Origin of the sequence: Amycolatopsis sp. NPDC005961, assembly GCF_040629235.1 — a bacterium.
Lineage (GTDB): Bacteria > Actinomycetota > Actinomycetes > Mycobacteriales > Pseudonocardiaceae > Amycolatopsis > Amycolatopsis camponoti.
The window spans coordinates 32354-56744 of record NZ_JBEXVF010000038.1 but is presented as its reverse complement, the minus strand read 5'-3'; the positions used below and the strand labels follow the sequence as shown (position 1 = coordinate 56744).

The window sequence follows — 24391 nt, the reverse complement described above, 5'->3', positions numbered from 1 at the left end:
CAGGAACGACAACGCGCAGGCCGGCGCCAGGCGTTTCGACCGGAGGCTTCGCCACGACGGCGTTCCCGTGCCCCGGCGCGGATGCTCGCCGAAGCCCGTGGCCTCGGCGTGGACCACGTGATCCTCGGCTGCGCGGCCGGCAACGTCGCCTCGGCGAACACGATCGAACGCCGCGGCGGGGTGCTCGAAACCGCCGGCCGGACGTGGCGGTACCGCATTCCGCTCCGGTGAGCCCCGCTCAGACCACGCTGACCGGGGCGGCGCTTTCGAAGCGGTAGCCGACTCCGCGGACGGTGGTGATCGGATCGAGGTGCGGCTCGAGCTTGGCTCGCAGTTTCCGGACGTGCACGTCGACGGTCCGGTCGTTGCCGTCACGTCGTGGCCAGAGCGCGTTCTTCAGCGCGGTGCGCGTGAACACGCGGTCCGGGTTCGTGCCGAGGAAGTGCAGCAGGTCGAACTCCAGCCGCGGCAGGGTGAGCGGCTTGCCCAGCAGCAGCGCGCGTCGTGATTTTCGTCTCGATGCGCAGGAGCGGCGCCGGCACGAGTCTCAGCCGGGGGCTCGGCTCCGCCGGATCATGCTGGGGACCGGTGTCGACGACGTCGATGCGCGCGAGGCCGTCGAGCGCCGCGGCCAGCCGAGTGGCGATGATGGCGGCGTCGCCGGCCCGGCTGAGCAGGTCGATCCGGAGGTGGACTTGCTGTGGTCCAGGGAAACGCGGAGGTGCGGCTGAGTCGTCATGGCGCCGATTCTGAGTGCCGGCGGCCGGGCCGCGGTAGCGCGGCCCGGCGGGCGGAACGACTTGAAGTCGTACCCCGCGGCCTGCTGCCCGCGATGTGGGAACGCACCGACGGTCGGCGCGATCACCCTCACCGGCGGCAGCGCGTACGGGCTGGCAGCGGCCGGGAGCGTCTTGGACTGGCTGGCCGAACACCGGCCGGAGGCGACGGCGGTCGTCCCCGCGGCCGCGTTGTTCGACCTCGGCCGCGGCGGTGACTTCCACGCCCGCCCGCACGCGGAACTCGGCGCCGAGGCCGTTCGCGCGGCCGCCGACGGGCCGGTCGAACAGGGCAACGTCGGCGCCGGTACCGGTGCGGTGAGCGCGGAGATGAAGGGCGGCGTCGGCACCGCGAGCACGGTGCTGCCGGACGGAACGGTCGTGGCCGCGTTGGCCGTGCTGAATTCGCACTACCCGGCGGTGGACCCGGCTTCGGGGTTGCCTTACGGGTGCTCGCTGGGGCTGGAGGCGGACGAGTTTCCGCCGACCGCCCCGGCCGAAGCTGCTCGCGCGGCGGCGCGGGAGCGGCTCGCGGCGTCGACGCGCGATCGCGAGACCCGCACTCCGCTCAACACGGTGATCGGCGTGGTCGCGACGAGCGCGTCCCTCGACCCGGGGCAGACGTACCGCCTGGCGGGCGCGGGCCAGGACGGGCTCGCGGTGGCAGTCCGCCCGGCCCACGGCGTCGCGGACGGCGACACGGTCTTCGCGGTGGCGACCGGAACGACCGGCTCGGGGGCCGGGCCGGAGTTGTTCGCGGCCGCGTCGGACGCCTTCGCCCGGGCGATCGTCCACGCGGTGCTGTCGGCGGAGTCGATGACGACGGACTGGGGCACATCGCCGCCTACCGCGAGCTCTACCCCTGACCGTCGGCGCGGCGCCCATCGACGAGGTTCAGGACATTGCTGTCGTGTGCTCCCAGGCATCGAAGTAGACGGTGGTCGCCAGGTCCGGGCGGGCGGCGGGCCGGAAGTCGCGCTGGGTGGTGTAAGCGATCGCGAGCAGGCTGATCTGCTGCACGTCGCCGGGGATCCCGAGCACGGCGGCGACGTCGGCTTCGTGGTCTTGGAGGTGGTAGCCGCAGATCGAGCTGCCGAGGCCGCGGGAACGCAGGGCGAGCTGGAAGCTCCAGATTGCCGGATACGCGGACCCGAAGTACGCGGACTGGGAGAACGCGTCGGCGGGTGGGCGGCCGATCATGCAGGGAATGGCCAGCACGGGCACGCGCTCGAGGTTGCGGACGAGGTGCTGGGCCGAGTCGAGTGCGCGCTTCTCCACCAGGTGTCCGTACTTTGCCCACGACGCTTCGGCGGTCGCGCGGTTGTACCGGGCGATCTCGGCTTTCGCGTCGGCGTCGCGCACGAGCAGCCAGCGGAACTGGGCGGCCATGCTGCCGGCCGCCGGTGCCTGCTGGGCGATGCGCAGGCAATCGTCGAGCACGTCCTGCGGGACTTCGCGGTCGAAGTCGAGCTTCCGGCGGACCGATCGGGTGGTGGTGAGCACGGTGTCGGCGTCCATACTTACAGCGTATGCGTACACTGTAAGTATGTCGCTGACTCGCGAGAAAATTTTCGACGCGGCGCTCCGGCTGGCCGACGAGCAGGGCATGGCGGCGTTGTCGATGCGCAAGGTCGCGGCCGCGGTCGGAGTCGAGGCCATGTCGCTGTACAACCACGTCGAGAACAAAGGTGACCTGCTCGACGGGCTCACCGCGCGGGTCTTCGAAGAAGTCGCCCTCCCGGATCCCGGACTGGCGTGGGACGACCGCCTGCGGTGGCTGGCCGAACGGCTGCACGCGAGCTTCGCCCGGCACCCGGTCGTGGTCCGGGCTCTCGCCGCACAGGACGCGAATCCCCGTTCTCCGGGCGCCCTCCGCGTGATCGACGCACTGCTGAAGACACTTCTGGACGCGGGTCTGCCCGACGAAGCCGCGGCTCGGAGCTACCGGTCCTTGCTGGGAATGCTGTTCGGCTCGGTGCTCACCGGCACAGCCGCGCCCGGCGCCGGTGTGGCGCGGGCAGAGCCGGTGGGGGCCTGGTTCCGCCGGATGGTGACGGCCGAGGAGCTGCCGAGCCTCCACCGCCTTCTGCCCGCGCTGGAGGCCGGCGACTGTGTCCAGGACTTCGAATACCAGCTCGAGCTGCTCATCACCGGCCTGCGGCCGGTCAAGCCCGCAGGACCGCCCCGACGTCCAGCTCGATCCTGATCTTGTCGGACACCACGGCCACCGGGACGGACGCGCCGACTTCGAACGCCGCGCGGCTGATCTCGGTGTACGCCGAGACGCCGATCACCTTGTTGCCCGGGGTGAGACCGTCACCGAAGCCGCCGATCTCGGCCGTCAGCGTGACCGGCTTCGTCACGCCGCCCGCGCGCTTCTCCCGGGCTGCTTCCGTCAGCGGTGGTTGTCGCGGACGTCCTCGCCGCCGACGACCCGCCGCTGCGGTACCCGACGTCGCCGAGCGCCCGGGTGTTCGTGGCGGCGAAGCTCGCGGACGTCGACGGGACCCTGTTCGCGGGCTGGCTCACCCCGGAAAGCCCGGCGGAATAGGGGTTGTGAGGGGAGAGGACGCGCCCCGCCCGCCGGTAGCGCCCGTGGCATGCCGGAGAAACTCGACGAGAAGACCAGGGCCTTCGTGGACGGGAAGAACTTCCCGCCGTGAACGCCGACGGCAGCCCGCACTCCTCGATCGTGCTGATCAAGCGTGACGTGCACGACTCGCTGCCGTTCGTGACCCACGCGGGGCGGGCACCCCGCACCTGTCCACCGTGGCCCAGCACCGGGATCCGGCGGAACGCGGGGTGCGGATCAGCACGACCGCGGACCGGCTGAAGGTCCGGCTGGCGCGCCGGAGGCCGATCCGCGCGCTGCTCGCCGTCTCGTAGCGGGTGGCTACCTCGTCGCGACGTCGAGCAGGATCTGCAGCAGTTCGCCGGGCGCGTCCCGCATGAGGTTGTGCCCGCCGTCGAGGCTGTGCGTGGTCCACGTGGGATCGTCGCGCAGGCGCTGGTAGACGAGGGTGAAGGGTGACTCGCCCTCCCAGCCGGCGGCGTAGACGTAGTCCCGCCGCCGGACCGGGGCGGGGTCGCCGGTCAGGCGGAGCGGCTGCAGCACCGAGGCGAGCGGGTGCGGGGTGGCCCGCGGGTCGAAGAACGGCAGCGGGCGGACGGCGTACCCGCTGTCGACGACGTCGAGGTACCACCGGCGTTCCTGCTCGGAGACCAGCGACCAGCAGGAGTCACCGTGCTCGGGAACGACGGCGTCGAGGTAGACGAGGCTGTCCACCCGTCCGGGCAGGCGGTCGGCGGCGCCGGTGATGACCATCCCGCCGTAGCTGTGGCCGACCAGCACGGCGTCGCGGACGTCCTCGGCCGCCAGCAGCGCCGTCACGTCCTCGATGTGGGTGTCGAGGTTGACTCCGCCGGACAGGAGGTGGCTGCGTTCGCCGATCCCGGTCGGCGTCACCGGGTGGACGAGGTGTCCGTGTCCGCGCAACTGTGCGGTCAGGTCGGCGAAGCACCAGCCTCCGTGGCACATGCCGGGAACGAGGACGAAAGTGGTCATGATCGGGCTCCGGTTTCTTCCGTGTGGTCGGCGGTCGGTTCAAGGTGTGGCCGAGTGCCGGCCAGGACCGCCGCCGCGGCGCACAGGCCGGCGGTCCACGCCAGGGGCGCGGCCGGCGAGGTGTGGTCGGCGAGGAGGCCGGCGAGCCAGGGGCCTGCCGTCTGCCCGGCGGCGAACAGCGCGGTGAACGCGGCGAGGGTGGCGGTCCAGTCGGCGGGTGCGACGACGGTCCGCAGGTGCGCGGTGACCGCGGCGGGCACCGCCATGAAGGTTGCTCCGTAGGCGACGGCGGAGGCGATCACCGCCGCGGGCGACGGCGACAGCAGCGCCAGCGCCGCGCCGGCCGCCAGCACGGCGAGCACGAGAGCCAGCGCGCGCGTGCCCGGCCAGCGCGTGATCGGGCGGCTCCACACCGCCGGGGCCGCCACGACGGCCGCGCCCAGCAGCGTCCAGGTGAGCGCCACCTGCACGACCGGCGCGTGCCTGTCCTGCAGGTACACGGACAGGAAGGTGATGTAGGTGATGTAGCCCGCCGCGAAGAGGAAGTATGCCGCGGCGACCGGCCACAGTGGACGGACTCGTGCGCGGCCCGCTGCGCCGGCCGGTTTCTCCTCGCCGGGTTCCACCGCCGTCCAGCAGGCGAGGGTCGCCGCCCCGGCGGCGGCGCCCAGCCCGATCCACGCCACCTGCCAGTGGCCGGCCAGTCCGGGAATCGTGAGGCCGCTGAGGACGATGCCCAGGCCGGTACCGGCGAAGTACACCGTGATCGGCGTGCTGGAGCCGGTTCGCGCGGCGGCCCGGGCCGCGATCACCCCACCCGCGACGAACACCACCGCTCCGCTGATCCCGGCCACTACCCGGACCGCCAGCAGCACCACGAAAACGTCGCCGGCCGCCGTGCCGGCCAGTGCCACCGCGGTGACGGCCAGGCCCCAGCGGAACGCCGCGGCCGCACCCCACCGGCGAACCACGGCCGCCGTCGCCACGGCGCCGGCCAGGTAGCCGAGCCCGTTCGCGGTGCTGACCGCGCCCGCCTCGGCCAGGGTCCACCGCAGGTCGTCTCGCATGGCCGGAACGAGCAGGCCGTAGGAGAAGCGCGCGAGACCCAGTGCGGACGCTGTTCCCAGCGCCAGCCGCGCGGCCCGCCGGATCTCCGTCACGCCCACCTCCGAGATCGAACCGATCGGTACGATCCGGACGCTAGCACACTGATCGAACCGATCGGTACGATCGTGGTCATGCCGGTACCCAAAGGCTCGACCATCGACCCGGAGCGCACTCGCGCCGCGATCCTGCGCGAGGCGACGCGGGTGCTGTACGAACGCGGGCTCGACGGCATCGGGGTGGCCGCGCTCTGCGCCCGCCTCGGGGTGTCGAAGGAAACGCTCTACCGGCACTTCGGCACCAAGGACGGACTCGTCCACGCGGTACTCGAAGCACGAAGCGACCGGATCGTCCAGTGGCTCACCGGCATCGTCCGGCAGGCCGGGAACGACGATCCCGTCGGCCAGCTCGCCGCCCTGTTCGACGCCCTCCAGAGGTGGTATAAGGAGCCGGCGTTCCGCGGCTGCGGTCTGCTCAACGCGGCCGCCCAGCACCACACCGACCCGGTCCGGGCCATCGCCGCACGCCATCTCGGCCGCTACGCCGACCTGCTCACCGAGATCGCCGTCCGGGCCGGTGCCGCCGACCCCCACCGGCTGGCCCGGCAGCTGCTCATCCTCGTCGAGGGCGCCACCGCCGTGGCCGACCACCACGACCGGCATGCGGGTGACGACGCACGCGAGGCCGCCCTCACCCTGCTGGCCGCGGCCCGCCGGCCTTGAGGGATCGGGACGATCCACGCTGATACCAGTGCCTCACGCCGGGGCCGGGAGCCGCACGGCCCGTTCCGGGTGGACGCCGACGTCGAGGAGCGCACCGCCGCCGACGTCCGGCTGGTAGCGGATGTCTCCGGCGGTGGGAGCGGGGATCGCGAACTCGGCCGTGAGTGACCGCGGGATGCCGATGACGCCGTCCGCGACGAGATCGCGCACCGCCGCGTGCTGCGAGTGGCACAGGAGCATGAAGTTCTCGAGCAGCGCCAGCCCGCGCTCACCGGCCGACATCGCGAGGTGCTCAGCGTCTTTTGCCGTGGTGGCAGGGGGTTTCTCGGTGAGCACGGGATCGCGTATCGCCGGAGGCATCCCTTGCCGGCCGCGGAGGAGCCGCGTGTCGTGCGGACCGCGGAGACCGTCCTGCCGACCCGGCACGGCCGCTTCCGGGCGCTGGGCTACCTCGACCTGAGCACCGGCGCCGACCATCTCGTGCTCGTCCGCGGCCGTCCGCGCGACGAGGTCACGGTGCGGGTGCATTCCGAGTGTCTCACCGGTGAATCGTTCGGCTCTTGCCGGTGCGACTGCGGCCCGCAGCTCGATGCCGGTTTGGAACGGATCGGCCGTGACGGCGGCGCGCTGGTCTACCTGCGTGGGCATGAGGGGCGGGCCATCGGCCTCCGCAAGAAGCCGGCGGCGTACGAACTCCAGGACGGGGGACTGGACACAGTGGACGCGAATCTCCGGCTCGGCACACCGCCCGACGCGCGCGAGTACGGCGCCGCCGCGGCCATCCTGCGTGACCTCGGCATCACCCGCGTCCGGCTGCTGACCAAGAACCCGGACAAGATCCGGGACCTGGAAGCAAACGGAGTCACGGTCACCCGGCGGCTCCCGATCACGATCGCCGGCAGCGTGGTCGTCGGCCCGGACACGGCGAGCAGTGCGGCCGGGTGCGCGGTTGCGGCCTTCTTCGACGAGGACGTCCCGCACCGTCCATAGTGGACGAATTCGGTCACCCCGCGAAGACGCTCGCGCCGCGAGCGGTGATTCCGTGGTGGGCGTATCACTCCCTCCCACGCCGGTCGAAGCGCCCATACCGTCGAGCTCATGATCAGTCACCAGCACCGCACGAACTCGGCAGGAGAAGCCGGCCCTTCGGAACGGCCTTGGGGCGATGGTCCCCTCACCGGCACCATCGCCCTGGTCACCGGAGCCAGCAGTGGCATCGGTGAAGGCACCGCGCTGACGCTGGCCGCTCTCGGCGCACGGGTGACCGTCGTCGCCCGTCGAGCAGACCGTCTCGACGCACTCGTCGAGAAAATCACGAGCGCCGGCGGTCACGCGCTCGCCGTGAGCGCCGACATCACGGACGAGGGGCAAGCTCACTCCGCCGTCGCCCGCGCCGTCGAGGCGTACGGCCGCCTCGACACCGTGGTGGCCGACGCGGGCGTCATGATCCTCGGGCCGATCACCGGCGCCGACACGACCGACTGGCGCCGGATGATCGAGCTCAACACGCTCGGGCTCATGTACACGGCCCACGCGGCTGCTCCGCACCTGCTCGAGGCAGCGGCCGACAGCCCGCGCAGGGTCGCCGATCTCGTCCTGGTCAGCAGCACCGCGGGACGGGTGGTCCGCGGCGGCGGCGGTGTCTACAACGCCAGCAAGTACGCGGTGACCGCGTTCGGTGAAGCACTCCGCCGCGAAGTCACCCGACGCCATCTGCGCGTTTCGCTCGTCGAACCCGGCTCGGTGGAGACCGAGCTGCCTCTCCAAAACCGCCCCGCCGTGCAGGAGCGGATGTACGAGCGATACTCCACTATGGAGCGGCTACGTCCCGCGGACGTGGCCGAGACCATCGCCTTCATCGTCACCAGGCCGCGTCACGTCGCCGTGAACGAGGTCCTGGTCCGGCCGACGGAGCAGCAGGATTGAGCGCCGCGACGCCGGGGCACCGGCTCGGCCAACGTGGGTGCGTTGCACCCACGCTCCGGGATCCGGCCCTCATTACTGTCGTCGTTGTGGACAGTGAGAACAAGCTCGGTGACTATCTGCGAGCGCGACGGGCCCTGCTTCAGGCGCGGGACGTCGGTTTGCCCGACGACGGCCCGCGGCGGGTGCCGGGGCTCCGGCGCGACGAGGTGGCGCTGCTCGCCGGAGTGAGCACCGACTACTACATCCGGCTGGAGCAGGGCCGCGAGCGGCACCCGTCCGACCAGGTGCTCCAGTCGATCGCCCGCGCACTGCAACTGGACGACGCCGCCGCGGCGCACCTGTTCCGGCTCGCCCTGCCGGTGTTCGGGGCGACTGCGGCTACGTCGCTGACTGTCTCCCCGGAGTTGATCCGGCTGATGGACGGCATGTCAGACGTGCCCGCCTTCCTGGTCGGTGCGGCGCAGGACATCCTCGCCGCGAACGCGATGGCCCGGGAGCTCTACCGTGGCTTCGCCCGGTACGACAACTTGCTGCGCATGATCTTCCTGGACCCGTACGCGAGGTCTTTCTACGCTGACTGGGATGCTGCGTCGCGGCTTGCGGTGAGCAACCTGCGGGCGTCGTCCTCACAGTTCCCCGCGGACGAGTACATCGAGCGGGTCGTCGGCGAACTGACCTTGCGCAGCCCGGCGTTCGCGAACCTGTGGGCCCGCTACGAAGTGCGCCCGCGGACCACCGAGGTGAAGCACTTCGTGCACCCGCAGGTGGGGGAACTGTGGCTGCACTTCGAGACGCTGGCCGTCGCGAGCGCCCCCGGACAGCACCTGTCCGTCTACAGCGCCGAGCCCGGTAGCGCCAGCCATGACGGCCTGGTCCTCCTACGCCGGCTGGCCGAACAAGCAGCCCGCTCCGACAACGCCGACGAGGACGAGGCCCTGGAGAAAGGTGACACCCGATCATGACCACCTTGCTCGCGGACGGCGTGGGCACCCACGAGATAGCCGGGAAGAAGGTCGCACGCCTCGGCTTCGGCGCCATGCGGCTGACCGGCCTCGGGATCTGGGGCGAGCCGGAGGATCGCGCCGAGTGCGTGCGTGTCGTGCGGCGTGCCGTTGAACTCGGCGTTCAGTTCATCGACACCGCCGACTCGTACGGTCCCCACATCAGTGAGGAGATCATCCGGGAGGCGATCCACCCCTACCCGGACGACGTCGTGATCGCGACCAAGGCCGGCCTGACGCGCAACGGTCCGGACACGGTCAGGCGAGGAGACGAGCTGGTGCGGCTCGGTCCTCGAGCCTGGCCACCGGTCGGTCGCCCCGAGTACCTCCGCCAGCAGGCTCTGTTGAGCATGCGCCGGCTCGGTCTCGACCGGATCGACCTGTTCCAGCTCCACCGCGTCGACCCGGCGGTTCCGCTGGAGGACCAGGTCGGCGAGTTGAAGAACCTCCAGGACGAGGGCAAGATCGTGGCGATCGGACTGTCGCAGGTCACGGTCGGCCAGATCGAGCAGGCACGGCTGATCGCCGACATCGCCACCGTCCAGAACCGGTACAACGTCGCGGACCGAAGCTCCGCCGACGTCCTGGACTACTGCACGCGGCACGGCATCGGGTTCATCCCCTGGGCGCCCGTCGCCGCCGGGCAGCTGGCGCGCCCCGGCGGGCCGGTCGACCACATCGCCGCGGCGCACGGCTCTACTCCCTCCAACGTGGCTCTGTCTTGGCTGTTGCACCGCTCCGACGTCGTCCTGCCCATTCCCGGCACGTCCAAGGTTCCCCACCTGGAGGAAAACCTCGCCGTGTCCCAGCTCCGCCTCACCGAAGCGGAGCTGGCCGAACTCGACGTGGCCGCATAACCGACGCTCGCCCTGATACATCGGCCACCGCGGGCACGAGCACGCTCGGTGGCGCTGCGGCCTGTGACCGCCTACGCCTCTGCGACTACGCGGGGCGTTTCTGCCGACGCGATCCGCTGCCGGACTGCCGCTACCTCCACAGTTTTCGAGAGATCCGAGTAGCCGTGATACTTCCGTCCGACGAGGCCGGCCAGGGCCGGCCGGTCGTCCTGCTGCACGCCCGGCCCGTCGACCGCACGATGTGGCGGGGACACCTTCCCCTCCTCGCCCAGGCCGGCGTCCGCGCCATCGCCCTCGATCTGCCCGGCCACGGCGACGTCGCCGCCGCCCAACGTGCCGAGGTGGCCCCCTGGGCCGACGTGCTGGACACGCTGGACCACCTCGGTGCCGACCGTTTCACCTTGGCCGGCGTGGCGGCAGACCCCCTGACCAAGGACGGCGGTGCCTTGCGCACCCTGCCCACGCCGACGCTGGTCGGCGTCGGTGAATTCGACATGCCGGATTTCTTCGAAGGCGGAGCAGTCCTGAGCAACGAGCTGGGGTCCGGAGAGGTCGCTGTTCTCGCGGACGCGGGACACCTCGCTCCGCTGGAACAACCCGAAGCTTTTTGCGCTCCGCTGCTCGACTTCGTGGGTCGCCTGCCCGCCTAGCCGTCCCACCTACTGACGAACGCTGCACAATGTTGCCGAAAGCGGGACCGAACAATGACTTCGACATCCAGAACGGCCGCCCGGACGTGGGTCGGCGTGGCCACCCTGCTGGCCGGCACGCTGCTGCCGCCCCTGGACTTCTTCATCGTCAACCTCGCCATCCCGTCGATTCAAGACGACCTCGGCGGCGGCGACATCCTGGGGCAGCAGATCGTGGCCGGCTACGCCGCCACCTACGCCGTGACGCTCACGCTCGGTGGAAGGCTCGGCGATCTGTACGGGCGGCGGCGAGCCTTCCTCATCGGCCTCCTCGGATTCGCTTTCGCCTCGCTGCTGTGCGGCTCGGCCGGCGAACCCTGGCTGCTCCTCGCCGGGCGCGTCCTGCAAGGCCTGACGGCCGCGCTGATGGCGCCGCAGTCCCTGGCCCTCATCCGCGCGAGCCTCGACGGCCGTGACCAGACGGTCGCCCTCGGCTTCCACGGTGCGACCCTCGGCCTCGCCGCGGTCATCGGCCAATCCCTGGGCGGCCTCCTCGTCACCGCCGACGTCTGGGGCCTGGGCTGGCGGGCGATCTTTCTCATCAACCTGCCCGTCGCGGCCTTGGGTCTCCTCGGCAGCCTGTTCCTGCGCGACCCGCACACCCGTGGCGCAGAAAGGCTCGACTGGATCGGCGCCATTCTGCTCTTTGCAGGTCTGGCCGGAATCGTCATCCCGCTGGTCGAGGGGCGCGCCCTGGACTGGCCTTGGTGGTGCTTCGTCCTGGTCGCCGCCGCCGTCATCCTGCTGCGCGGGTTCTGGCGTTACGAGTCATCGCTCGGCAGCGGCCGGCGCGGTCGCGTCATGGCCCTGGTGCCGCCCGGAGCGATCATCGCGCCCGGGGTGCGGATCGCGCTCGTTTCGGTCGCCCTGTTCTACTCGATCGCCGCCTTCTTCCTCGTCTTCTCCGAACACGAGCAGACGGTCGGCCGCACACCGCTGCAGGCGAGCCTGGACATCCTGCCGCTGGGTATCGGTTTCCTGATCGGCCCGCTGACCGTGTCCTACCTCGTGCGGGTGATGGGGCGCCGGATCGCCGCGCTCGGCCTGTGCTTGGAGACCATCGGTTTCCTCGCGTTCGCCGGGCTCGTCGCCGCCTTCGACCACACGGCGTGGACCGCGGCGCCGTTGGCGCTCATCGGCTTCGGTCAGGGGCTCGCGCTGCCGTCGCTGATCCGCATCACGGTCACGCACCTTCCGCGCGCGTTCGCCGGCCTGGCCAGCGGCCTGGTCAACGCGACCTTGCAGATCAGCGCCGCCCTGTCGGTCGCGATCATCGGCGGTCTTTTCTACACCTTCGCCGACGCGTACGGGTCGACCGCTGCCATCACCGCGGTGTCGCTCCTCATCGCCGCGCTGCTGTTCGGCTCCGCGCTCTTGTCGCTGCGGGCTGAACGCGTCTCGTCCGCGGATATGCCCTCGAAGGTGCCGGCCGGCTAGGTCCAGTCCGGTGCCGGACGGGGGAGTGGGCTGGCGCCCTCCGGCCGGAGGCCGTCGAAGATGATCGTGAGGTAGCGCAGCCACAGATCCGAAGGGGCGCCGGGCAGGTTCTCGACGACGTGCACCGGGGCGCAGATCAGCAAGAACACGTCGGTGCCCGTGATGTCGTGGCGGATGGCGCCGCAGGCACGTGCCCGGTCGACCAGCCCGCTCACGTCCGCGTGCAGGCTGTTCCGGATTTCCGTGACCGTGGCGTCGCCGGCGCCGGCCGAGATGAGGAACGTCAGGTCGCGTTGCCGGCGGCGGTCTCCCGCCACCATCAAGAATTCCAGCAGCGCCGCGCCCGGGTCCGGGGCTTCCGCCAGCCGCTCCGCGACCTCCCTCAGTTCCGCGAAGTGGTTCGCCACGACCGCGACGATCAGCTCCTCCTTCGTCGCGAAATGACTGAACACGGTCCCTTTGGCGACCCCGGCGCGCCGGGCGATGTCCGAGACCGACGCGTCGATGCCCTTTTCGGCGAACTCGTCCTCGGCCGCGGCCAGGACGCGTTCACGGTTGCGCATCGCGTCGGAGCGCAGGCGGCGGGCGGTGGACGGCATCGCGTCATCCTAGCAACTTGACCCGCCGGTCATTTTATGTGTAGCGTCGCCCTTAACTTGACCGACCGGTCATTTTATGGAGGACACCATGAAGCTGCACGGCGCGACCGCGCTCGTCACCGGCGCGAACCGCGGACTCGGCCACCACCTCGCGAAGGAACTGCTGCGGCGGGGCGCAAAGGTCTATGCCACCGCACGCCGCCCCGAGCTGGTCGACCTCCCGGGCGCCGAGGTGCTGCGCCTCGACATCACCGATCAGGCGAGCGTGGACGCGGCGGCGTCGGCCGCCACGGATGTGGATGTCCTGATCAACAACGCGGCCTTCACGGCCGGGGGCAACCTCACGACCGGCGATCTCGGTGCGATCAGGCAGGTGATGGACTCGAACTTCTACGGCACCCTGTCGATGATCCGGGCGTTCGCCCCGATCCTCGCCCGCAACGGCGGCGGCGCCATCCTCAACGTCCTCTCCGCGGTGGCGTGGACGACGGTCGACGGCAACACGTCCTATGCCGCCGCGAAGTCCGCCCAGTGGGGGTTGACCAACGGTGTCCGCGTGGAGCTCGAGCCGCAGGGCACCCTGGTGGCCGCGCTGGTTCCGGGCCTGATCGCGACCGAGACGCTGCGCGACTACGTGCGGGCGGCCGGGCTCGAGCTTCCCGAAGAGGTCATGATCGACCCGGCCGACCTCGCCCGGACGGCGCTCGACGGGCTCGAAGCCGGCGACATCGAGATCTTGGACCGCCTCGGCGCCGAGGCGAAAGCGACCCTCACCGGTGCACCGCAGACTTTCGATCTCGCCGCACTCGCCGGGTGACGACGGCATGACAAAGGTGACCCGCGCCGACCGGCTGGGTCACGGACGTCGCCACACCGCTCCGCGTTGCTCGTACTCCAGCACGGATTCCACGCCGAGGGCGGCATCGGCGCCGAGTTTCCGGGTCACCGGCCAGAGAGCGAGGTCCAGGCCGGACGTGACCCCGCCCGCGGTGACGAGGTCGCCGTCGTCGACGACCCGGGCGTCGATCACCCGCGCCTGCTGGGCGGCGAGGTCGGCCTTCGCGAGGTGGTGCGTGGTGCACGGGCGGCCCTCGGTCAAGCCGGCGGCGGCGAGCACCGTGACACCGCGCCGGGGCGGTGGCCGCCGGCTACGGCCTGCCGGACATCGGCCTGGCGACGGCGACCGAGATGGCCGACCGCGCGGCGCTCGTGGTCGAGGGCGCGGTGTTCGAGGGGTACGGGCTCTCGGAGACCTCGCCGGTGGCCTCGTTCAACCAGCCCGGGTCTCCGCGCAAGCCCGGCACGATCGGCTTTCCGGTTCGCGGCTGCGAAATGCGCGTGGTGGACGACAACGGCGAAGACGTCGCCGCCGGTGCGCCCGGCGAGATCGCGATCCGCGGCGAGAACGTGATGAAGGGTTACTGGAACCGGCCCGAGGCCACCGCCGAAGCGATCCCCGACGGTTGGTTCCGCACCGGCGACATCGCCACCGTGGACGCCGATGTGACCGACGCGGCCCAGCTGGCCGCGGTGGCGAAGGACCTCGGCAAGACCAACCTCGTTGTCCGCGACTCGCCGGGTTCGCCAGCAGCCGCCTCGGCGTCCTGCTGGGCTTGGAGGCGATTGGGATGCTCGAAGAAGGCGTCGCGGACGCCGAAGCGATCGATAGTGCGATGGAGCCGGGCTATTGGCACCCGACGGGGCCGTTGCTCTCGACGCACCTCGTGTGCCTCGGCGTGCGGCTGGCGGTCGTCGTGAACGCCGCGGGCCGCGGCGCCTGGTCGCTGGTGTCGGACGATTGCACGCCAGGCCTTGCGCTGACCGGCAAGCGTCGGATTCACGCGGACATCCCCACGTGATCGGCCTCTCGGACTCGGCCAGAGGCTGCAACGCGGTCAGAATCCGCTGCCGGACACTCGCGCGGCTAGGCGGACGAGTCGCCCTACTCCACCTTCTGGGCGCTGATCGCGGCGTGGCAGCCGTGGCCGGATTTGTGACCCGGTCATGTCACGCTGGTTGCTGTGCGTGACCGTCCAGGAGCTTGGCGAGCAACGCCTGCAGCTGCCGGCGTTCGGACGCGGTCAAAGCGCTCAGCAACTCGTCCTGAACGGCGTCCGCGTGCTGCTGAATCTCGGCCAGGTATGCCAGGCCGGTGTCCGTGAGGACCACGATGTTGCGGCGCCGGTCGGCGGGATCGGTCTCTCGCCGGATCCGGCCGGTCTTGTCGAGCCGGTTGACGATGCCGTTGACGTCGTTGCGGTCCATGCTCAGGTGCCGGCCGATGTCGGCCTGGCTCAGCGGCCCGCGTTCGTCGAGAGCGGCCAGGACCGAGTAGTCGGCCCGGGCGGTCAGTGGCAGCCCTCGCGCGAACAGTCGCGCGCCCAGCGTCGAGACCTTGCTCACCTGCCAGCTGACCAGCGCCTGCAGTCTCGCCGGAACTCGCGTGCCGTCGTTCGTCTCTTCCACCCCGTCAGCATAACCGTTGGGCTACCCAACGGTTCGTGTATGGTCGGCTGGTACTCGTTGGGAAGCCCAACGAACTGGCGCGAGGAGTCCGCGTGATGTCCACGAATCACGGCAAGCCTGACGGTCACGACCTGTCCGGCCGGCGGGTGCTGGTCCCGGGCGGAACCGGCGGAGTGGGAGAAGGTGTGGTCCGGAGCTACCTGGCCGCCGGTGCCGACGTGGTCGTGCCGACCCGGACCGAACAGCGGGCCGAGGAGTTCCGCAAGGTGCTCGGCGACGCCGCGACGGACCGCCTGCACCTGGTCGTGCACGACTACACGTCCTTCACCGGCGCCGAGAGGCTGGCCGCCGAGATGGAGCGCAACCTCGGCGGCATCGACGACGTCATCGCCCCGATCGGCGGCTTCTGGTCGGGTCGCCGTCTGTGGGAGATCGGTGCGTCCGATTGGCAAACGGCGTTCGTCGGGCCGGCGACCGCGCACGCGGCCGTCATGCGGGCGTGCGTGCCGCACCTGAGTCCCTCTGGCGCCTACTGCCTGATCGTGGGGGAGTCGGCGGTGACGCCGGTGCCCACGGCCGGCCTGGTCAGCATGGAACAGTCGGCGCTGCTGATGATGCAGCGAGTGCTGACGGCCGAGCTCGGCGGCGATCGCCGGGTGTTCGCCTTGGTGCTCGGTCCTGTCCGCACTCGCTTCGCGGCCGACGCCGACCCGGGCTGGGTCGGCGCGGACGAGGTCGGCGACGTCGCTGTCGCGGCGTCTGCCGGAAGCCTGCCGGGGCGAGAGATCCAGCTGCGCGACCGGGGGGACGTCGGCCGGGCGATCGCCGTGCTCGGGGACGGCGCGTCGCGCGCTGAGGCCGTGGTCACGATATCCACCATGCGCCCGAAACCGGGCCGGGAGAGCGAGCTCCTGGATCTGTTGCGGGAACTGGCCACGCAGATCCGCGCCGAGCCGGGTTGCCTGCGCTACTCGGCGCACCTGACGCGTGATGCCGACCACCCGACGGTGCTGATCCTGATGGAATTCGAGTCGAGGGCGGCGTTCGAAGCGCACAGTGCCCGCATCGCCGAGCAGGTCCCGAGAATCGGTGCGCTTCTTGAGACGCCGCCCGCGCCGCCCGCATTGTTCGGATCCGACGTGGCCGCTGTTTCGGGTGTGTGATCACCTTTCGAGTGGGCCCTCTTCATCGGAATCGGTGAGGAGCAGTTCCTCAGGCTGTGCGAAAGAACCGGTGAAGCTGTTGCGCGCCAGCGTCTTCACCTCGGCTTCGGTCAGGCCGAGTGCGTCGGTGACGGCCGTGTAGTTCTCGTTGACGTAGCCGCCGAAGTACGACGGGTCGTCGGAGTTGACCGTCACCGGGACGCCGGCGTCCATCAGTGCCTTCAGCGGGTACTTGGTGAGGTCGTCGGTGACGTGCAGGCGCAGGTTGGACAGCGGGCACATCGTGAGCGTCACCTGTTCGTCGGCCAGGCGGGTGACGAGGTCGGGGACTTCGGCAGCGGCGTGGCCGTGGTCGATCCGCTCCACCCGGCAGACGTCCAGTGCCTCTCGGACGTAGGAAGCGGGTCCGTCCTCACCCGCGTGGCACGTGGTGCGGTAGCCCTCACCGCGGGCGGCGGCGAAGTAGCGCGCGAACTTCGACGGCGGGTTCCCGCGCTCGGCGCTGCCCAGGCCGACGCCGAGGATCCGGTTCCGCCACGGCCGGACCAGGTCGAGCAGCTCCAAGGCGTCGGCCTCGGTGCGGTGGCGATGTGCGCTGATCAGCAGGGCGCCCTGGATGCCCCGCGATTCACGAGCCTCGTCTATTGCGTCGGTGATCCCACCGAGCTGGTCGTCGATCGGGACACCGTGGTCGAGGAACGCCTGCGGGCCGAACGACATTTCCGCGCGTCGCACTCCCTGCGCGGCTGCGCGATCGAGGTAGGCGGTGGTCAGGTCGCGGAAGTCCCCGCGTGTGCGCAGCACGCGGCAACCCTCGAAGTACACCGAGAGGAAGTTCTCCAGCCCGGTGAACGTGTACGCGGCCCGCAGGTCGTCGGGACTCTGCCACGGGAGCTCGAGGCCGTTGCGCGCGGCGAAGCGGACCATGTCCTCGGGTTCCAGCGTGCCCTCGAGGTGGACGTGCAGCTCGGCCTTCGGCAGCGTGGTCATGAGGTGCCTCCCGCCGCAGCAAGTGAACTGAACGAGTCACTTTTGCGCCGAGCCTACCCAGCCGGGCGGGAGGGCGGAAACGGCGTGCTCGTGCGCTGCCTCTACGGTCGCCGGTTCCGCGCCGCCGGTCAGCGCCGTTCGCAGTCCGCGCCACCGTGCGACCACAGGGCGTCGAGTGAGCCGATCGGCCCTGGCGTTGACCGTGAGCCGATCAAGCGGAGTTCCGGCACGAGCACGCAACCGTATACATTGGACAGAGAAAGGGCCTGTCGATCGTTGTCGCGATTCACTCGACCGCGTCGGGGGATGCGGTCGACGACTGCCGTCTCTGATCCTATGTGGACTGGCGAGACGGCCTGGCCGACGCCCTCGCGCTGTCCGAGGCGACTCCGTGCGTCACTCCTTGGGATGACGCGTGCCGGTTTCCCTCCCCCGGGAGAGCGACCCACGTCGCGCGAACAGGGCGACAAAGAGTGACGATTCCGCGTGCCGCCCCTGGCTGAATGAGTCGGGACAAGCCGTTGCCTCGCAACGGGAACCAGCTCAGGAGGACAACCATGGGTCACCGATTCGCCGGACCGCACCGGCCCACCCGACGGGCGGGCGTGGCCGCCACGCTCGCCGCGGCAGCCGCTCTGATGGCCTGCGCGGCTCCCGGCGACGCCGCGCCACGGATCGTCAACGCCGCGGACACCAGCGCGCAGGAGTTCGGAACCGACTCGGCGACGCGGCAGCTGGCCGCGGTAATGCAGCAGGATCTCGACGCGGGCGTGCCGGGCGTGGTGGTGCGGGTGCGCACCGGCGACGGCCGGACGATCTCCCTCGCGAAGCAGGCCGCATGGACCCGGGCCGACCACCGGCTCTCCGCCGACGACCAGTACCGGATGGGGTCGAACACCAAGACCATGGTCGGGGTCCTGGTGTTGCAACTGGTCGCCGAGCACCGGCTGTCGCTGCAGGACCCGGTGGAGAGGTGGCTGCCGGGCCTGGTGCCGGGCGGGCGGAACATCACGCTGCGGATGCTGCTGAACCACACCAGTGGCCTGTTCGACTACATCAACGACCCCACCGTCCTGGCCCGGGAAATCGGGGCGGACCCGTCGGCGGTGACGCCGCGGGAGCTGCTGGCCGTCGCGGCGCAGTACCCGCCGGTGGCCGCGCCGGGTGCGCGGTACGGCTACAGCAACACCAACTACGTGGCCCTCGGCCTGGTGTTGGAGAAGGCGACCCACGAGGGCTTGGCGAGCCTGCTGCAGCAGCGCATCATCGGGCCGCTCCGCCTGCACGACACCTACTTCGCCGCTGACGGCCGGTCCCGCGACGGCGCCAAGCTGGCCGCAGCCTACGAGCCGGACGCCGAGCACCTGGCGCCACTGCTGCCGCCGGGCGCTCCCGAAGGCACCTCGTTCGCCGGCCCGGCCCGAGGTGACCACGTGCTGGTGACCTCGGTCAACCCGGCCTGGAGCTGGGCCGCCGCGGCCATCGTGGCGACCCCGGCCGACGAGCAGCGGTTCCTCCGCGCGCTGGCCTCCGGTGCCTTGCTGCCCCCGGCCCAGCTCGCCGAGATGAAGAAGACCGTGGCCGAGACCCCCGGAGACCCGCACAGCTCGCGGTACGGGCTCGGCATAGAGGAGTACGCCAGCCCGTGCGGACCGGTCTGGGGGCACACCGGCGGGATGGCCGGCTACTCCAGCCAGAACTACACGGACGCGACCGGCGAGCGCGCGGTCAGCGTGGTGACCACGACGCTGTTCGGGCTGCACGCCCCGGCCACCGGCGCCGCGGACCAGAAGGTGGTCGACGCCGCGGTCTGCACCATGCTGGGCAAGCCGGTTCCGGGCGGCTCCCGCTGACCGCAGCCCTTCGAACTGTGTACCCGATCTCGCTCCAAGGGATGACGATGCCCAGCCCGGACCCCGTTACAGTCGGCGGAATGACGCGTGAAGCGAGCCACAGGCGGACCGGGTGGCGCCCGCGAGCCGCCGACGCCGGGCTCGTCGTCCTGACCCTGTGCCCGCCGGTGTTGCTACAGCCCAGCGCGGACAGCTCGGCGCGAGCCTGGTGGTTGCTGGCTGCCTTCGAGGTGGTGGCGGCAATCGCGCTGCTGGTGCGGCGCCGGTGGCCGCTGGCCGCGTTCCTGGTCCTCACGGGCGCGCTGGTGGCCGCCGTCACCGGAGGCGCGGCCGCGGGCACGAAGCTGACCCCCTTGGTCTGCTTGTCGCTCGCGGTCGCGCTCTACGGGGTCGGCAGCCTCTGCGACAGCTGGCGGCGCGCGGCGCTGACCGCGCTCGGCGGCAGCGCGCTGGTCGCCGCCGGGGTGCTGATCAACCACCTGACCACCACCGACGGCGACTTCCGCGGCGGCGCGGATGTGCTCGCCATCCTGGCCCCGATGCCGCTGGCCTGGGCCACCGGCTTCGCCGCGCGCAACCACCGCGCGAACCTCGCCGCCACCGAACAACGCGTCGAAGACGTGGTGCGGGAGCAGCGGTTGCGCGAACACCAGGCTGCGCAACGGGAACGGGTGCGGATCGCCGGTGAGATGCACGACGTGGTCGCGCATTCGCTGACGCTTCTGGTGGTGCAGGCGGAGACTCTGCGCGCTCGCCGTGGCGAACTGCCGGACTGGGCCCGCGGCCCGGTCGACGGCCTCGCCGGCGCCGGCAGGCAGGCCGGCGGCGAACTGCGCGACCTGCTGCGGATCCTGCGGGACCCCGACGACCCGGCGCCCCTGAAGCCTGTGCCCGGCCTCGCTGAGCTACCCGGCCTGCTGGAGCGCAGCCGAGCCGCGGGCACGCCCGTCGACGCGCGGATCGTGGCCGAAGTGGACGTACTTCCCCGGCCGACACAGCTCGCCGTCTACCGCATCGTGCAGGAATCCCTCACCAACGCGCGCCGCCACTCGCCGGGAGCGCCGGTGCACGTCACCATCGCCGAGGAGCGCGGGCGGTTGCGCTGCGAGGTCGTCAACGCGCGACCGGCCGCGCCCGGTGCGCCGAGCTGGGGGACCGGGCTCGGGCTGGTCAGCATGCGCGAACGCGTGGAAGTACTGGACGGCGAGCTGCGCACCGGGCCCACCGCCGACGGCGGCTTCCGGGTGGTGGCCACGCTGCCGCCGAGCGCCGTGGCGCCGGCCGCATGGGACGCCGCCGGTGCCTGAGCCGATCACCGTGCTCGTCGTCGACGACGAGCGGATCATTCGCGAAGGCCTGGCCGCGATCCTCGGCAGCCAGGAGGGAATCGCCGTGTCCGGCACGGTCGGCGACGGAGAAGAAGCCGTCGAGGTGTGCAGCCGGAGGAAGCCCGACGTCGTGCTGCTGGACATCCGGATGCCCCGCCGGGACGGGTTGTGGGCCTTGGCGGAGCTGGGCCGGCGAGGCCTGCTGGGGCCCGGCCGCACCCGGGCGCTCATGCTCACCACGTTCGACGCCGACGAGTACGTCGACCAGGCGCTCGCCGCCGGCGCAACGGGCTTCCTGCTGAAGAACAGCTCGTACGAGGAACTGACCGCCGCCGTGCGTGCTGCGGCGGCCGGGCACAGCACGTTGAGCCCCGCGGTCACCCAGCGGATCATCGCGAGCCACCTGACCACCCGGCGGCGACCGGACAACGCCGAGCTGGCCCGCCTGGCCGACCTCACGCCGCGAGAACGCGACGTGCTGCGCCTCGTGGGCGAAGGCCTGAGCAATGCCGAGATCGCCGCCCGGCTCGTGGTCAGCCTGCACACGGTGAAGACGCACGTCAGCCGCATGCTCACCAAGACCGGCTGCCAAAGCCGGGCGCAGGCGGCATTGCTGGCCCGTCATGCGTTCAGCTGAGGGGTGGCCGGCGAGATCGTGTTGCGGCGTACGTCAGATCTGGCCGCGCAGCATGCGCAGCAGGTGGTCGAGGACGCGTCCGCCACTGACGCGAAGCCCGTCGTGCTCGTACTCGTTGGTCGCCCACAGCCGCAGGCCCCTGATCGTCTCGGCGGTCTGCAGCGAGTAAGTGGCATCGACGTACATGTCGTCGAGGTAGACGGCGGCCGCCACGGGGACCTCGTTCGCGGCCAGGCGCTGAGGATCGTAGAGGTCGGGCCAATCCTGGCGGGCGAACAGCACCTCGGCGGGCTCGCGCAGGGGCGCGAGACCGGGTTGGTCGAACAGGGACGGGTAGGTCGTCTCGCCGGTGAACAGCACCGGGTCGTCGCCGGCCACCGCCCTGCGCGCGTCGAACTGGGGAAACTCGCCGCGTACCCGCTGAGCCGCCCAGCTCGGCGCGCCGGTGCCGCGCTGGGCGTAGGTGAGTTCGAGCATGAGTGATTTCAGCGGCATTTGGGCGTAGCTGAGGAAAGCCGCGGCGCGGTCGAGGAAGCTGTCGGACAGTTCCGCTCCGGCCCAGGTGTTTTCGAGCAGGTGGTGCAGCACGTCCGCGCCGTCGCCTGTGCCGAGCATCATCCCGAGCGACTGGAAGGCCTCGACGGTGAGCAGGGATCCGTCCGGCATCGGCGCGGGGCGCTCGATCAGGTGCGCGGCGATGCGGCGGACCGAGGCTGCGTCCTGCGGGTAGCGGCGGTAGTACGCGGTGTTCTTGCGGTGCACGCGCGGATAGGCGGCGCGGTAGACCTCGTCGGGAGTGACGCGCAACCCGGGGAGACCGCCGGTGATGATCCCCTCGCGCAGGCCTTCGGGCGCGAACGAGAGGTAGGTGACGGTGCACATGCCGCCGAAGCTCTGGCCGAGCACCGACCATGGTTCGCCGGTCAGTTCGCGCCTGATCAGTTCGGCGTCGCGGACGATGGAGTCGGCGCGGAAATGGGTGAGGTAGTCGGCCTGCGCGGCGGAATCGCCGCGGGCCGGGAGCGTTTGCCGGGTGATCGGGCTGGAGCGGCCCGTGCCGCGCTGGTCGAGCAGCAGGACGCGGTAGTCGTCGAGGGCGCGATCGAGCCAGGAGTCCCGGCCGGCCGGGCGCGGCGGCACCATGCCGGGGCCGCCTTGTAGGAACAGCAGCCAGGGCAGCTGCGCGCGCTCGCGTCCGGCGGCCACCACCTCGCGTGCGTAGACCTCGATGTGCTCGCCCTCCGGCCGATCATGGTCGAGGGGGACGGAGAAGAAGTGGTCGGTCAGCGTGGCACCGGGCATGGCAAGGCTCCTTTGCGGCGTTGGGGTGTGAGGATGCTGATGGTGTTGGCCGCGATGATCGCCGCGATGCTCGACCAGGCGGCCACGTCGAGCTTCTGGCCCAGGACGAGCGCACCGACGGCTGCGGCGAACACCGGGTTGACGCTCATGAACAACCCGAAGGCCCCGGGGGGAACGCGGCGCAGCGTGAACAGGTCCGCGAGGAAGGGCAAGGCGGAGGCCAGGAGTCCGGCCGCGACAGCCGCACCGACCGCCCCGGCGGAAGGCGGGTGGTGCACCATGACGCCGGCTCCGACGGGCAGGTAGACCAAGGCGGACAGCCCCGCCGCGGCGGCCGTGCCCTGTGCCCCGGGGATGCGCTGCCCGATGGACCGGTTGAGGAGGATGTAAGCGGCCCAGCAGGCAGCGGCGAGCAGCGCGAGTCCCATGCCGAGGTAATCAGCACTGGGGCGAGGACGCGTCAGGACGCCCACTCCCGCCATGGCGAGTACGGCGCAGCCCAGATCCACGCGTCTGCGCGAGCCGGCCAGCGCGATCGTGAGGGGACCGAGGAATTCCAGGGTCACCGCCAGGCCGAGACCGATCCGGTCGATCGCGGTGTAGAGCGACAGGTTCACCACCCCGAAGACTGCCGTGAGCAGCAACACCGGTGCCCACTGGCGCCGTGTGAAGGACCGGAGGCGGGGCCTGCCGACCGCGAGCAGCACCGCCGCCGCGACGCACTGGCGGACCGCGACGACGCCGGCCGGGCCGAGCACCGGGAAGGCCAGCGACCCGATCGCGGCGCCGAGCTGGGTCGAAAGGCCGCTGGCGAGCATCGCGGCGACTCCGTGCTGCGCGAGCAGGGTGGCGCGATCGGCGGGGCGAGTGGGGGTTGCCGGCACCCAGTGATCCTGTGCCGGGGCGGGCTGTGCGCAAAATGCGTGGCGCGTGGCGACTATACGATTTGGTTATGGATGTCGAAGTGCGTCAGTTGCGCTGCCTCGTGGCGATCGTGGACGAGGGCACGTTCACCGACGCCGCGATCGCACTGGGCGTCTCCCAGGCCGCGGTCTCCCGCACGATTTCGGTGCTCGAGAAGCGCCTTGGCGCGCGGCTGCTGCGACGTACCTCCCGCGAAACCTCGCCGACGGCGATCGGGTCACGGGTCGTGGCGCACGCCCGGCGCGTGCTGGCCGAGGTCGACAACCTGGTCCAGGAAGCGACGTCCGGCCAGGTCGAACTGCGTATCGGCCACACCTGGTCGGCACTCGGCCGACGCACACCCGCCTTCCAACACCGGTGGCGGGAGTCGCACCCGGAAACACAACTGCACCTGCTCCGCATCAACTCCCCGAGCGCCGGCCTGGCCGAGGGCGCCGCGGACCTCGGGATCGTCCGCAGGCCGACGGCGGACCGCCGCTTCGAGAGCGCCACGGTGGGTCACGAACCACGCTGGTGCGCGATGGCTGCCTCCGACCCCCTGGCGCGGCGCCGCTCGGTGCGCCTGGCCGACCTCAGTAGCCGCGTCCTGCTCGTCGATCGGCGCACCGGAACGACCACCGCGGATTTGTGGCCCGCGAACGCGCGCCCCGAGGAGCAGGAAAGCCGCGACATCGACGACTGGCTCACGGTCATCGCCACCGGGAGCTGCGTGGGGGTCACCGCGCAGTCCGTTGTGGACCAGTATCCCCGGCCCGGCATCGTCTACCGGCCGGTACGCGACGCCGAGCCGGTCGCCGTGCGACTGGTCTGGTGGCGCGACGACCCGCACCCGGCCACCCACACCGTGATCGAGCTGCTCACCGGGCTTTACCGCGCATGACCGGTCAAAGCCGAGTTTCGACCATGCGGTCCCGTCACCCCAGTGGGGAGTGCCGGTCGGCGTGCTCGGCGGTCGCGTTGGAAGCGCCGAGGCGCCGGATCAGGCCCTGTTGTTGCTGCTCGACCAAAGCCGAGCAGCTCGTGGAAGCTCCTGCGCGTCCCTCGAGGTGTCC

Annotated in this window: 28 protein-coding genes and 4 pseudogenes; 20 read left to right on the top strand and 12 right to left on the bottom strand. The window is 71.2% G+C overall.

The window, feature by feature from the left end; translation table 11 throughout:
- Positions 1-81 precede the first annotated feature (81 nt).
- The gene (locus tag ABZ342_RS29475; RefSeq protein WP_360479600.1) at positions 82-231 is read left to right on the top strand and encodes a hypothetical protein; all 150 of its coding nucleotides are present in this window, start codon (positions 82-84) and stop codon (positions 229-231) included.
- Positions 232-238: 7 nt separating this feature from the next.
- Here ABZ342_RS29475 and ABZ342_RS29470 read toward each other — a convergent pair whose 3' ends face one another.
- Positions 239-448 carry a helix-turn-helix domain-containing protein gene (locus tag ABZ342_RS29470; protein ID WP_360479686.1) on the bottom strand — a complete coding sequence of 70 codons (210 nt, stop codon included), beginning with the start codon at positions 446-448 and terminating at the stop codon, positions 239-241.
- Positions 449-482: 34 nt separating this feature from the next.
- On the opposite strand from ABZ342_RS29470, the gene ABZ342_RS29465 reads away from it, so the two are divergent.
- Positions 483-731 (top strand): hypothetical protein, encoded by a 249-nt coding sequence (locus ABZ342_RS29465; protein WP_360479597.1) that lies wholly within the window; start codon positions 483-485, stop codon positions 729-731.
- A 6-nt stretch (positions 732-737) separates the two neighbouring features.
- Positions 738-1544 (top strand): annotated as a pseudogene (locus tag ABZ342_RS29460) (P1 family peptidase); the annotation flags it as partial.
- Between the two features lie 126 nt (positions 1545-1670).
- Here ABZ342_RS29460 and ABZ342_RS29455 read toward each other — a convergent pair.
- Positions 1671-2294 (bottom strand): nitroreductase family protein, encoded by a 624-nt coding sequence (locus ABZ342_RS29455; RefSeq protein WP_360479594.1) that lies wholly within the window; start codon positions 2292-2294, stop codon positions 1671-1673.
- A gap of 28 nt (positions 2295-2322) precedes the next feature.
- Here ABZ342_RS29455 and ABZ342_RS29450 point away from each other — a divergent pair, with 28 nt between their 5' ends.
- The gene (locus ABZ342_RS29450) at positions 2323-2982 is read left to right on the top strand and encodes a TetR/AcrR family transcriptional regulator C-terminal domain-containing protein (protein ID WP_360479591.1); all 660 of its coding nucleotides are present in this window, start codon (positions 2323-2325) and stop codon (positions 2980-2982) included.
- Here the strand turns inward: ABZ342_RS29450 and ABZ342_RS29445 are convergent.
- Positions 2942-3142, bottom strand: a pseudogene (locus ABZ342_RS29445) (YceI family protein); the annotation flags it as partial. The gene ABZ342_RS29450 and the pseudogene ABZ342_RS29445 overlap by 41 nt on opposite strands.
- A gap of 35 nt (positions 3143-3177) precedes the next feature.
- On the opposite strand from ABZ342_RS29445, the gene ABZ342_RS29440 reads away from it, so the two are divergent.
- Positions 3178-3327: a hypothetical protein gene (locus ABZ342_RS29440; RefSeq protein WP_360479588.1), complete on the top strand. Its 150-nt coding sequence runs from the start codon at positions 3178-3180 to the stop codon at positions 3325-3327.
- A gap of 342 nt (positions 3328-3669) precedes the next feature.
- On the opposite strand, the gene ABZ342_RS29435 is transcribed toward ABZ342_RS29440, so the two are convergent.
- Both ABZ342_RS29435 and ABZ342_RS29430 read right to left on the bottom strand, forming a co-directional pair.
- Positions 3670-4341 carry an alpha/beta hydrolase gene (locus ABZ342_RS29435; RefSeq protein ID WP_360479585.1) on the bottom strand — a complete coding sequence of 224 codons (672 nt, stop codon included), beginning with the start codon at positions 4339-4341 and terminating at the stop codon, positions 3670-3672.
- Entirely contained in the window at positions 4338-5501 is a 1164-nt protein-coding gene (locus ABZ342_RS29430) for a YbfB/YjiJ family MFS transporter (protein WP_360479582.1), read from the bottom strand. Before ABZ342_RS29430 ends, ABZ342_RS29435 begins: the two co-directional genes overlap by 4 nt.
- A 78-nt stretch (positions 5502-5579) precedes the next feature.
- On the opposite strand from ABZ342_RS29430, the gene ABZ342_RS29425 reads away from it, so the two are divergent.
- Positions 5580-6167, top strand: coding sequence for a TetR/AcrR family transcriptional regulator (locus ABZ342_RS29425; protein ID WP_360479579.1), 588 nt, complete (start codon positions 5580-5582; stop codon positions 6165-6167).
- Between the two features lie 33 nt (positions 6168-6200).
- Here ABZ342_RS29425 and ABZ342_RS29420 read toward each other — a convergent pair whose 3' ends face one another.
- Positions 6201-6449 carry a hypothetical protein gene (locus ABZ342_RS29420; RefSeq protein ID WP_360479576.1) on the bottom strand — a complete coding sequence of 83 codons (249 nt, stop codon included), beginning with the start codon at positions 6447-6449 and terminating at the stop codon, positions 6201-6203.
- 108 nt (positions 6450-6557) lie between these two features.
- Between ABZ342_RS29420 and ABZ342_RS29415 the strand changes: the two genes are divergently transcribed.
- From ABZ342_RS29415 to ABZ342_RS29390, 6 genes are all read left to right on the top strand, one after another.
- Positions 6558-7157 carry a GTP cyclohydrolase II gene (locus ABZ342_RS29415; RefSeq protein WP_360479573.1) on the top strand — a complete coding sequence of 200 codons (600 nt, stop codon included), beginning with the start codon at positions 6558-6560 and terminating at the stop codon, positions 7155-7157.
- A 108-nt stretch (positions 7158-7265) separates the two neighbouring features.
- Positions 7266-8093, top strand: a complete 828-nt coding sequence (locus tag ABZ342_RS29410; protein WP_360479570.1) for an SDR family NAD(P)-dependent oxidoreductase — start codon at positions 7266-7268, stop codon at positions 8091-8093.
- A gap of 86 nt (positions 8094-8179) precedes the next feature.
- Complete coding sequence (locus ABZ342_RS29405; RefSeq protein ID WP_360479567.1) at positions 8180-9055, top strand: helix-turn-helix transcriptional regulator; 876 nt, start codon at positions 8180-8182, stop codon at positions 9053-9055.
- The gene (locus ABZ342_RS29400) at positions 9052-9951 is read left to right on the top strand and encodes an aldo/keto reductase (RefSeq protein ID WP_360479564.1); all 900 of its coding nucleotides are present in this window, start codon (positions 9052-9054) and stop codon (positions 9949-9951) included. Before ABZ342_RS29405 ends, ABZ342_RS29400 begins: the two co-directional genes overlap by 4 nt.
- Positions 9952-10115: 164 nt before the next feature.
- Positions 10116-10601, top strand: coding sequence for an alpha/beta fold hydrolase (locus ABZ342_RS29395; RefSeq protein ID WP_360479561.1), 486 nt, complete (start codon positions 10116-10118; stop codon positions 10599-10601).
- Positions 10602-10697: 96 nt separating this feature from the next.
- The gene (locus ABZ342_RS29390) at positions 10698-12077 is read left to right on the top strand and encodes an MFS transporter (protein ID WP_360479558.1); all 1380 of its coding nucleotides are present in this window, start codon (positions 10698-10700) and stop codon (positions 12075-12077) included.
- Here the strand turns inward: ABZ342_RS29390 and ABZ342_RS29385 are convergent.
- Positions 12074-12676, bottom strand: a complete 603-nt coding sequence (locus ABZ342_RS29385) for a helix-turn-helix domain-containing protein (protein ID WP_360479555.1) — start codon at positions 12674-12676, stop codon at positions 12074-12076. The genes ABZ342_RS29390 and ABZ342_RS29385 overlap by 4 nt on opposite strands.
- Before the next feature lie 88 nt (positions 12677-12764).
- On the opposite strand from ABZ342_RS29385, the gene ABZ342_RS29380 reads away from it, so the two are divergent.
- A complete protein-coding gene (locus tag ABZ342_RS29380; RefSeq protein ID WP_360479552.1) occupies positions 12765-13493 on the top strand; it encodes an SDR family NAD(P)-dependent oxidoreductase in 729 nt (242 codons plus the stop codon).
- A gap of 39 nt (positions 13494-13532) precedes the next feature.
- Here ABZ342_RS29380 and ABZ342_RS29375 read toward each other — a convergent pair whose 3' ends face one another.
- Complete coding sequence (locus ABZ342_RS29375; protein WP_360479549.1) at positions 13533-13793, bottom strand: DJ-1/PfpI family protein; 261 nt, start codon at positions 13791-13793, stop codon at positions 13533-13535.
- 71 nt (positions 13794-13864) lie between these two features.
- Between ABZ342_RS29375 and ABZ342_RS29370 the strand changes: the two are divergent.
- Together ABZ342_RS29370 and ABZ342_RS29365 are read left to right on the top strand one after the other, a co-directional pair.
- Positions 13865-14089 (top strand): annotated as a pseudogene (locus tag ABZ342_RS29370) (AMP-binding protein); the annotation flags it as partial.
- 129 nt (positions 14090-14218) lie between these two features.
- Positions 14219-14427, top strand: a pseudogene (locus tag ABZ342_RS29365) (3-hydroxyacyl-CoA dehydrogenase family protein); the annotation flags it as partial.
- Positions 14428-14683: 256 nt separating this feature from the next.
- Here the strand turns inward: ABZ342_RS29365 and ABZ342_RS29360 are convergent.
- A complete protein-coding gene (locus ABZ342_RS29360; protein ID WP_360479546.1) occupies positions 14684-15142 on the bottom strand; it encodes a MarR family transcriptional regulator in 459 nt (152 codons plus the stop codon).
- A gap of 95 nt (positions 15143-15237) precedes the next feature.
- Between ABZ342_RS29360 and ABZ342_RS29355 the strand changes: the two genes are divergently transcribed.
- Positions 15238-16305 carry an SDR family oxidoreductase gene (locus ABZ342_RS29355; protein ID WP_360479543.1) on the top strand — a complete coding sequence of 356 codons (1068 nt, stop codon included), beginning with the start codon at positions 15238-15240 and terminating at the stop codon, positions 16303-16305.
- On the opposite strand, the gene ABZ342_RS29350 is transcribed toward ABZ342_RS29355, so the two are convergent.
- Positions 16306-17295, bottom strand: a complete 990-nt coding sequence (locus ABZ342_RS29350; protein ID WP_360479540.1) for an adenosine deaminase — start codon at positions 17293-17295, stop codon at positions 16306-16308.
- Positions 17296-17852: 557 nt separating this feature from the next.
- On the opposite strand from ABZ342_RS29350, the gene ABZ342_RS29345 reads away from it, so the two are divergent.
- From ABZ342_RS29345 to ABZ342_RS29335, 3 genes are all read left to right on the top strand, one after another.
- Entirely contained in the window at positions 17853-19148 is a 1296-nt protein-coding gene (locus tag ABZ342_RS29345) for a serine hydrolase domain-containing protein (RefSeq protein WP_360479537.1), read from the top strand.
- Between the two features lie 80 nt (positions 19149-19228).
- Positions 19229-20455, top strand: a complete 1227-nt coding sequence (locus tag ABZ342_RS29340; protein WP_360479534.1) for a histidine kinase — start codon at positions 19229-19231, stop codon at positions 20453-20455.
- Positions 20448-21113, top strand: a complete 666-nt coding sequence (locus tag ABZ342_RS29335; protein WP_360479531.1) for a response regulator transcription factor — start codon at positions 20448-20450, stop codon at positions 21111-21113. The genes ABZ342_RS29340 and ABZ342_RS29335 overlap by 8 nt, the downstream gene beginning before the upstream one ends.
- Before the next feature lie 33 nt (positions 21114-21146).
- Here the strand turns inward: ABZ342_RS29335 and ABZ342_RS29330 are convergent, their stop codons facing one another.
- Complete coding sequence (locus ABZ342_RS29330; RefSeq protein ID WP_360479528.1) at positions 21147-22415, bottom strand: alpha/beta fold hydrolase; 1269 nt, start codon at positions 22413-22415, stop codon at positions 21147-21149.
- The gene (locus ABZ342_RS29325; RefSeq protein ID WP_360479525.1) at positions 22397-23299 is read right to left on the bottom strand and encodes an EamA family transporter; all 903 of its coding nucleotides are present in this window, start codon (positions 23297-23299) and stop codon (positions 22397-22399) included. Before ABZ342_RS29325 ends, ABZ342_RS29330 begins: the two co-directional genes overlap by 19 nt.
- A 35-nt stretch (positions 23300-23334) precedes the next feature.
- Between ABZ342_RS29325 and ABZ342_RS29320 the strand changes: the two genes are divergently transcribed.
- Positions 23335-24219 (top strand): LysR family transcriptional regulator, encoded by an 885-nt coding sequence (locus ABZ342_RS29320; protein WP_360479683.1) that lies wholly within the window; start codon positions 23335-23337, stop codon positions 24217-24219.
- The last annotated feature ends 172 nt before the right edge of the window (positions 24220-24391 follow it).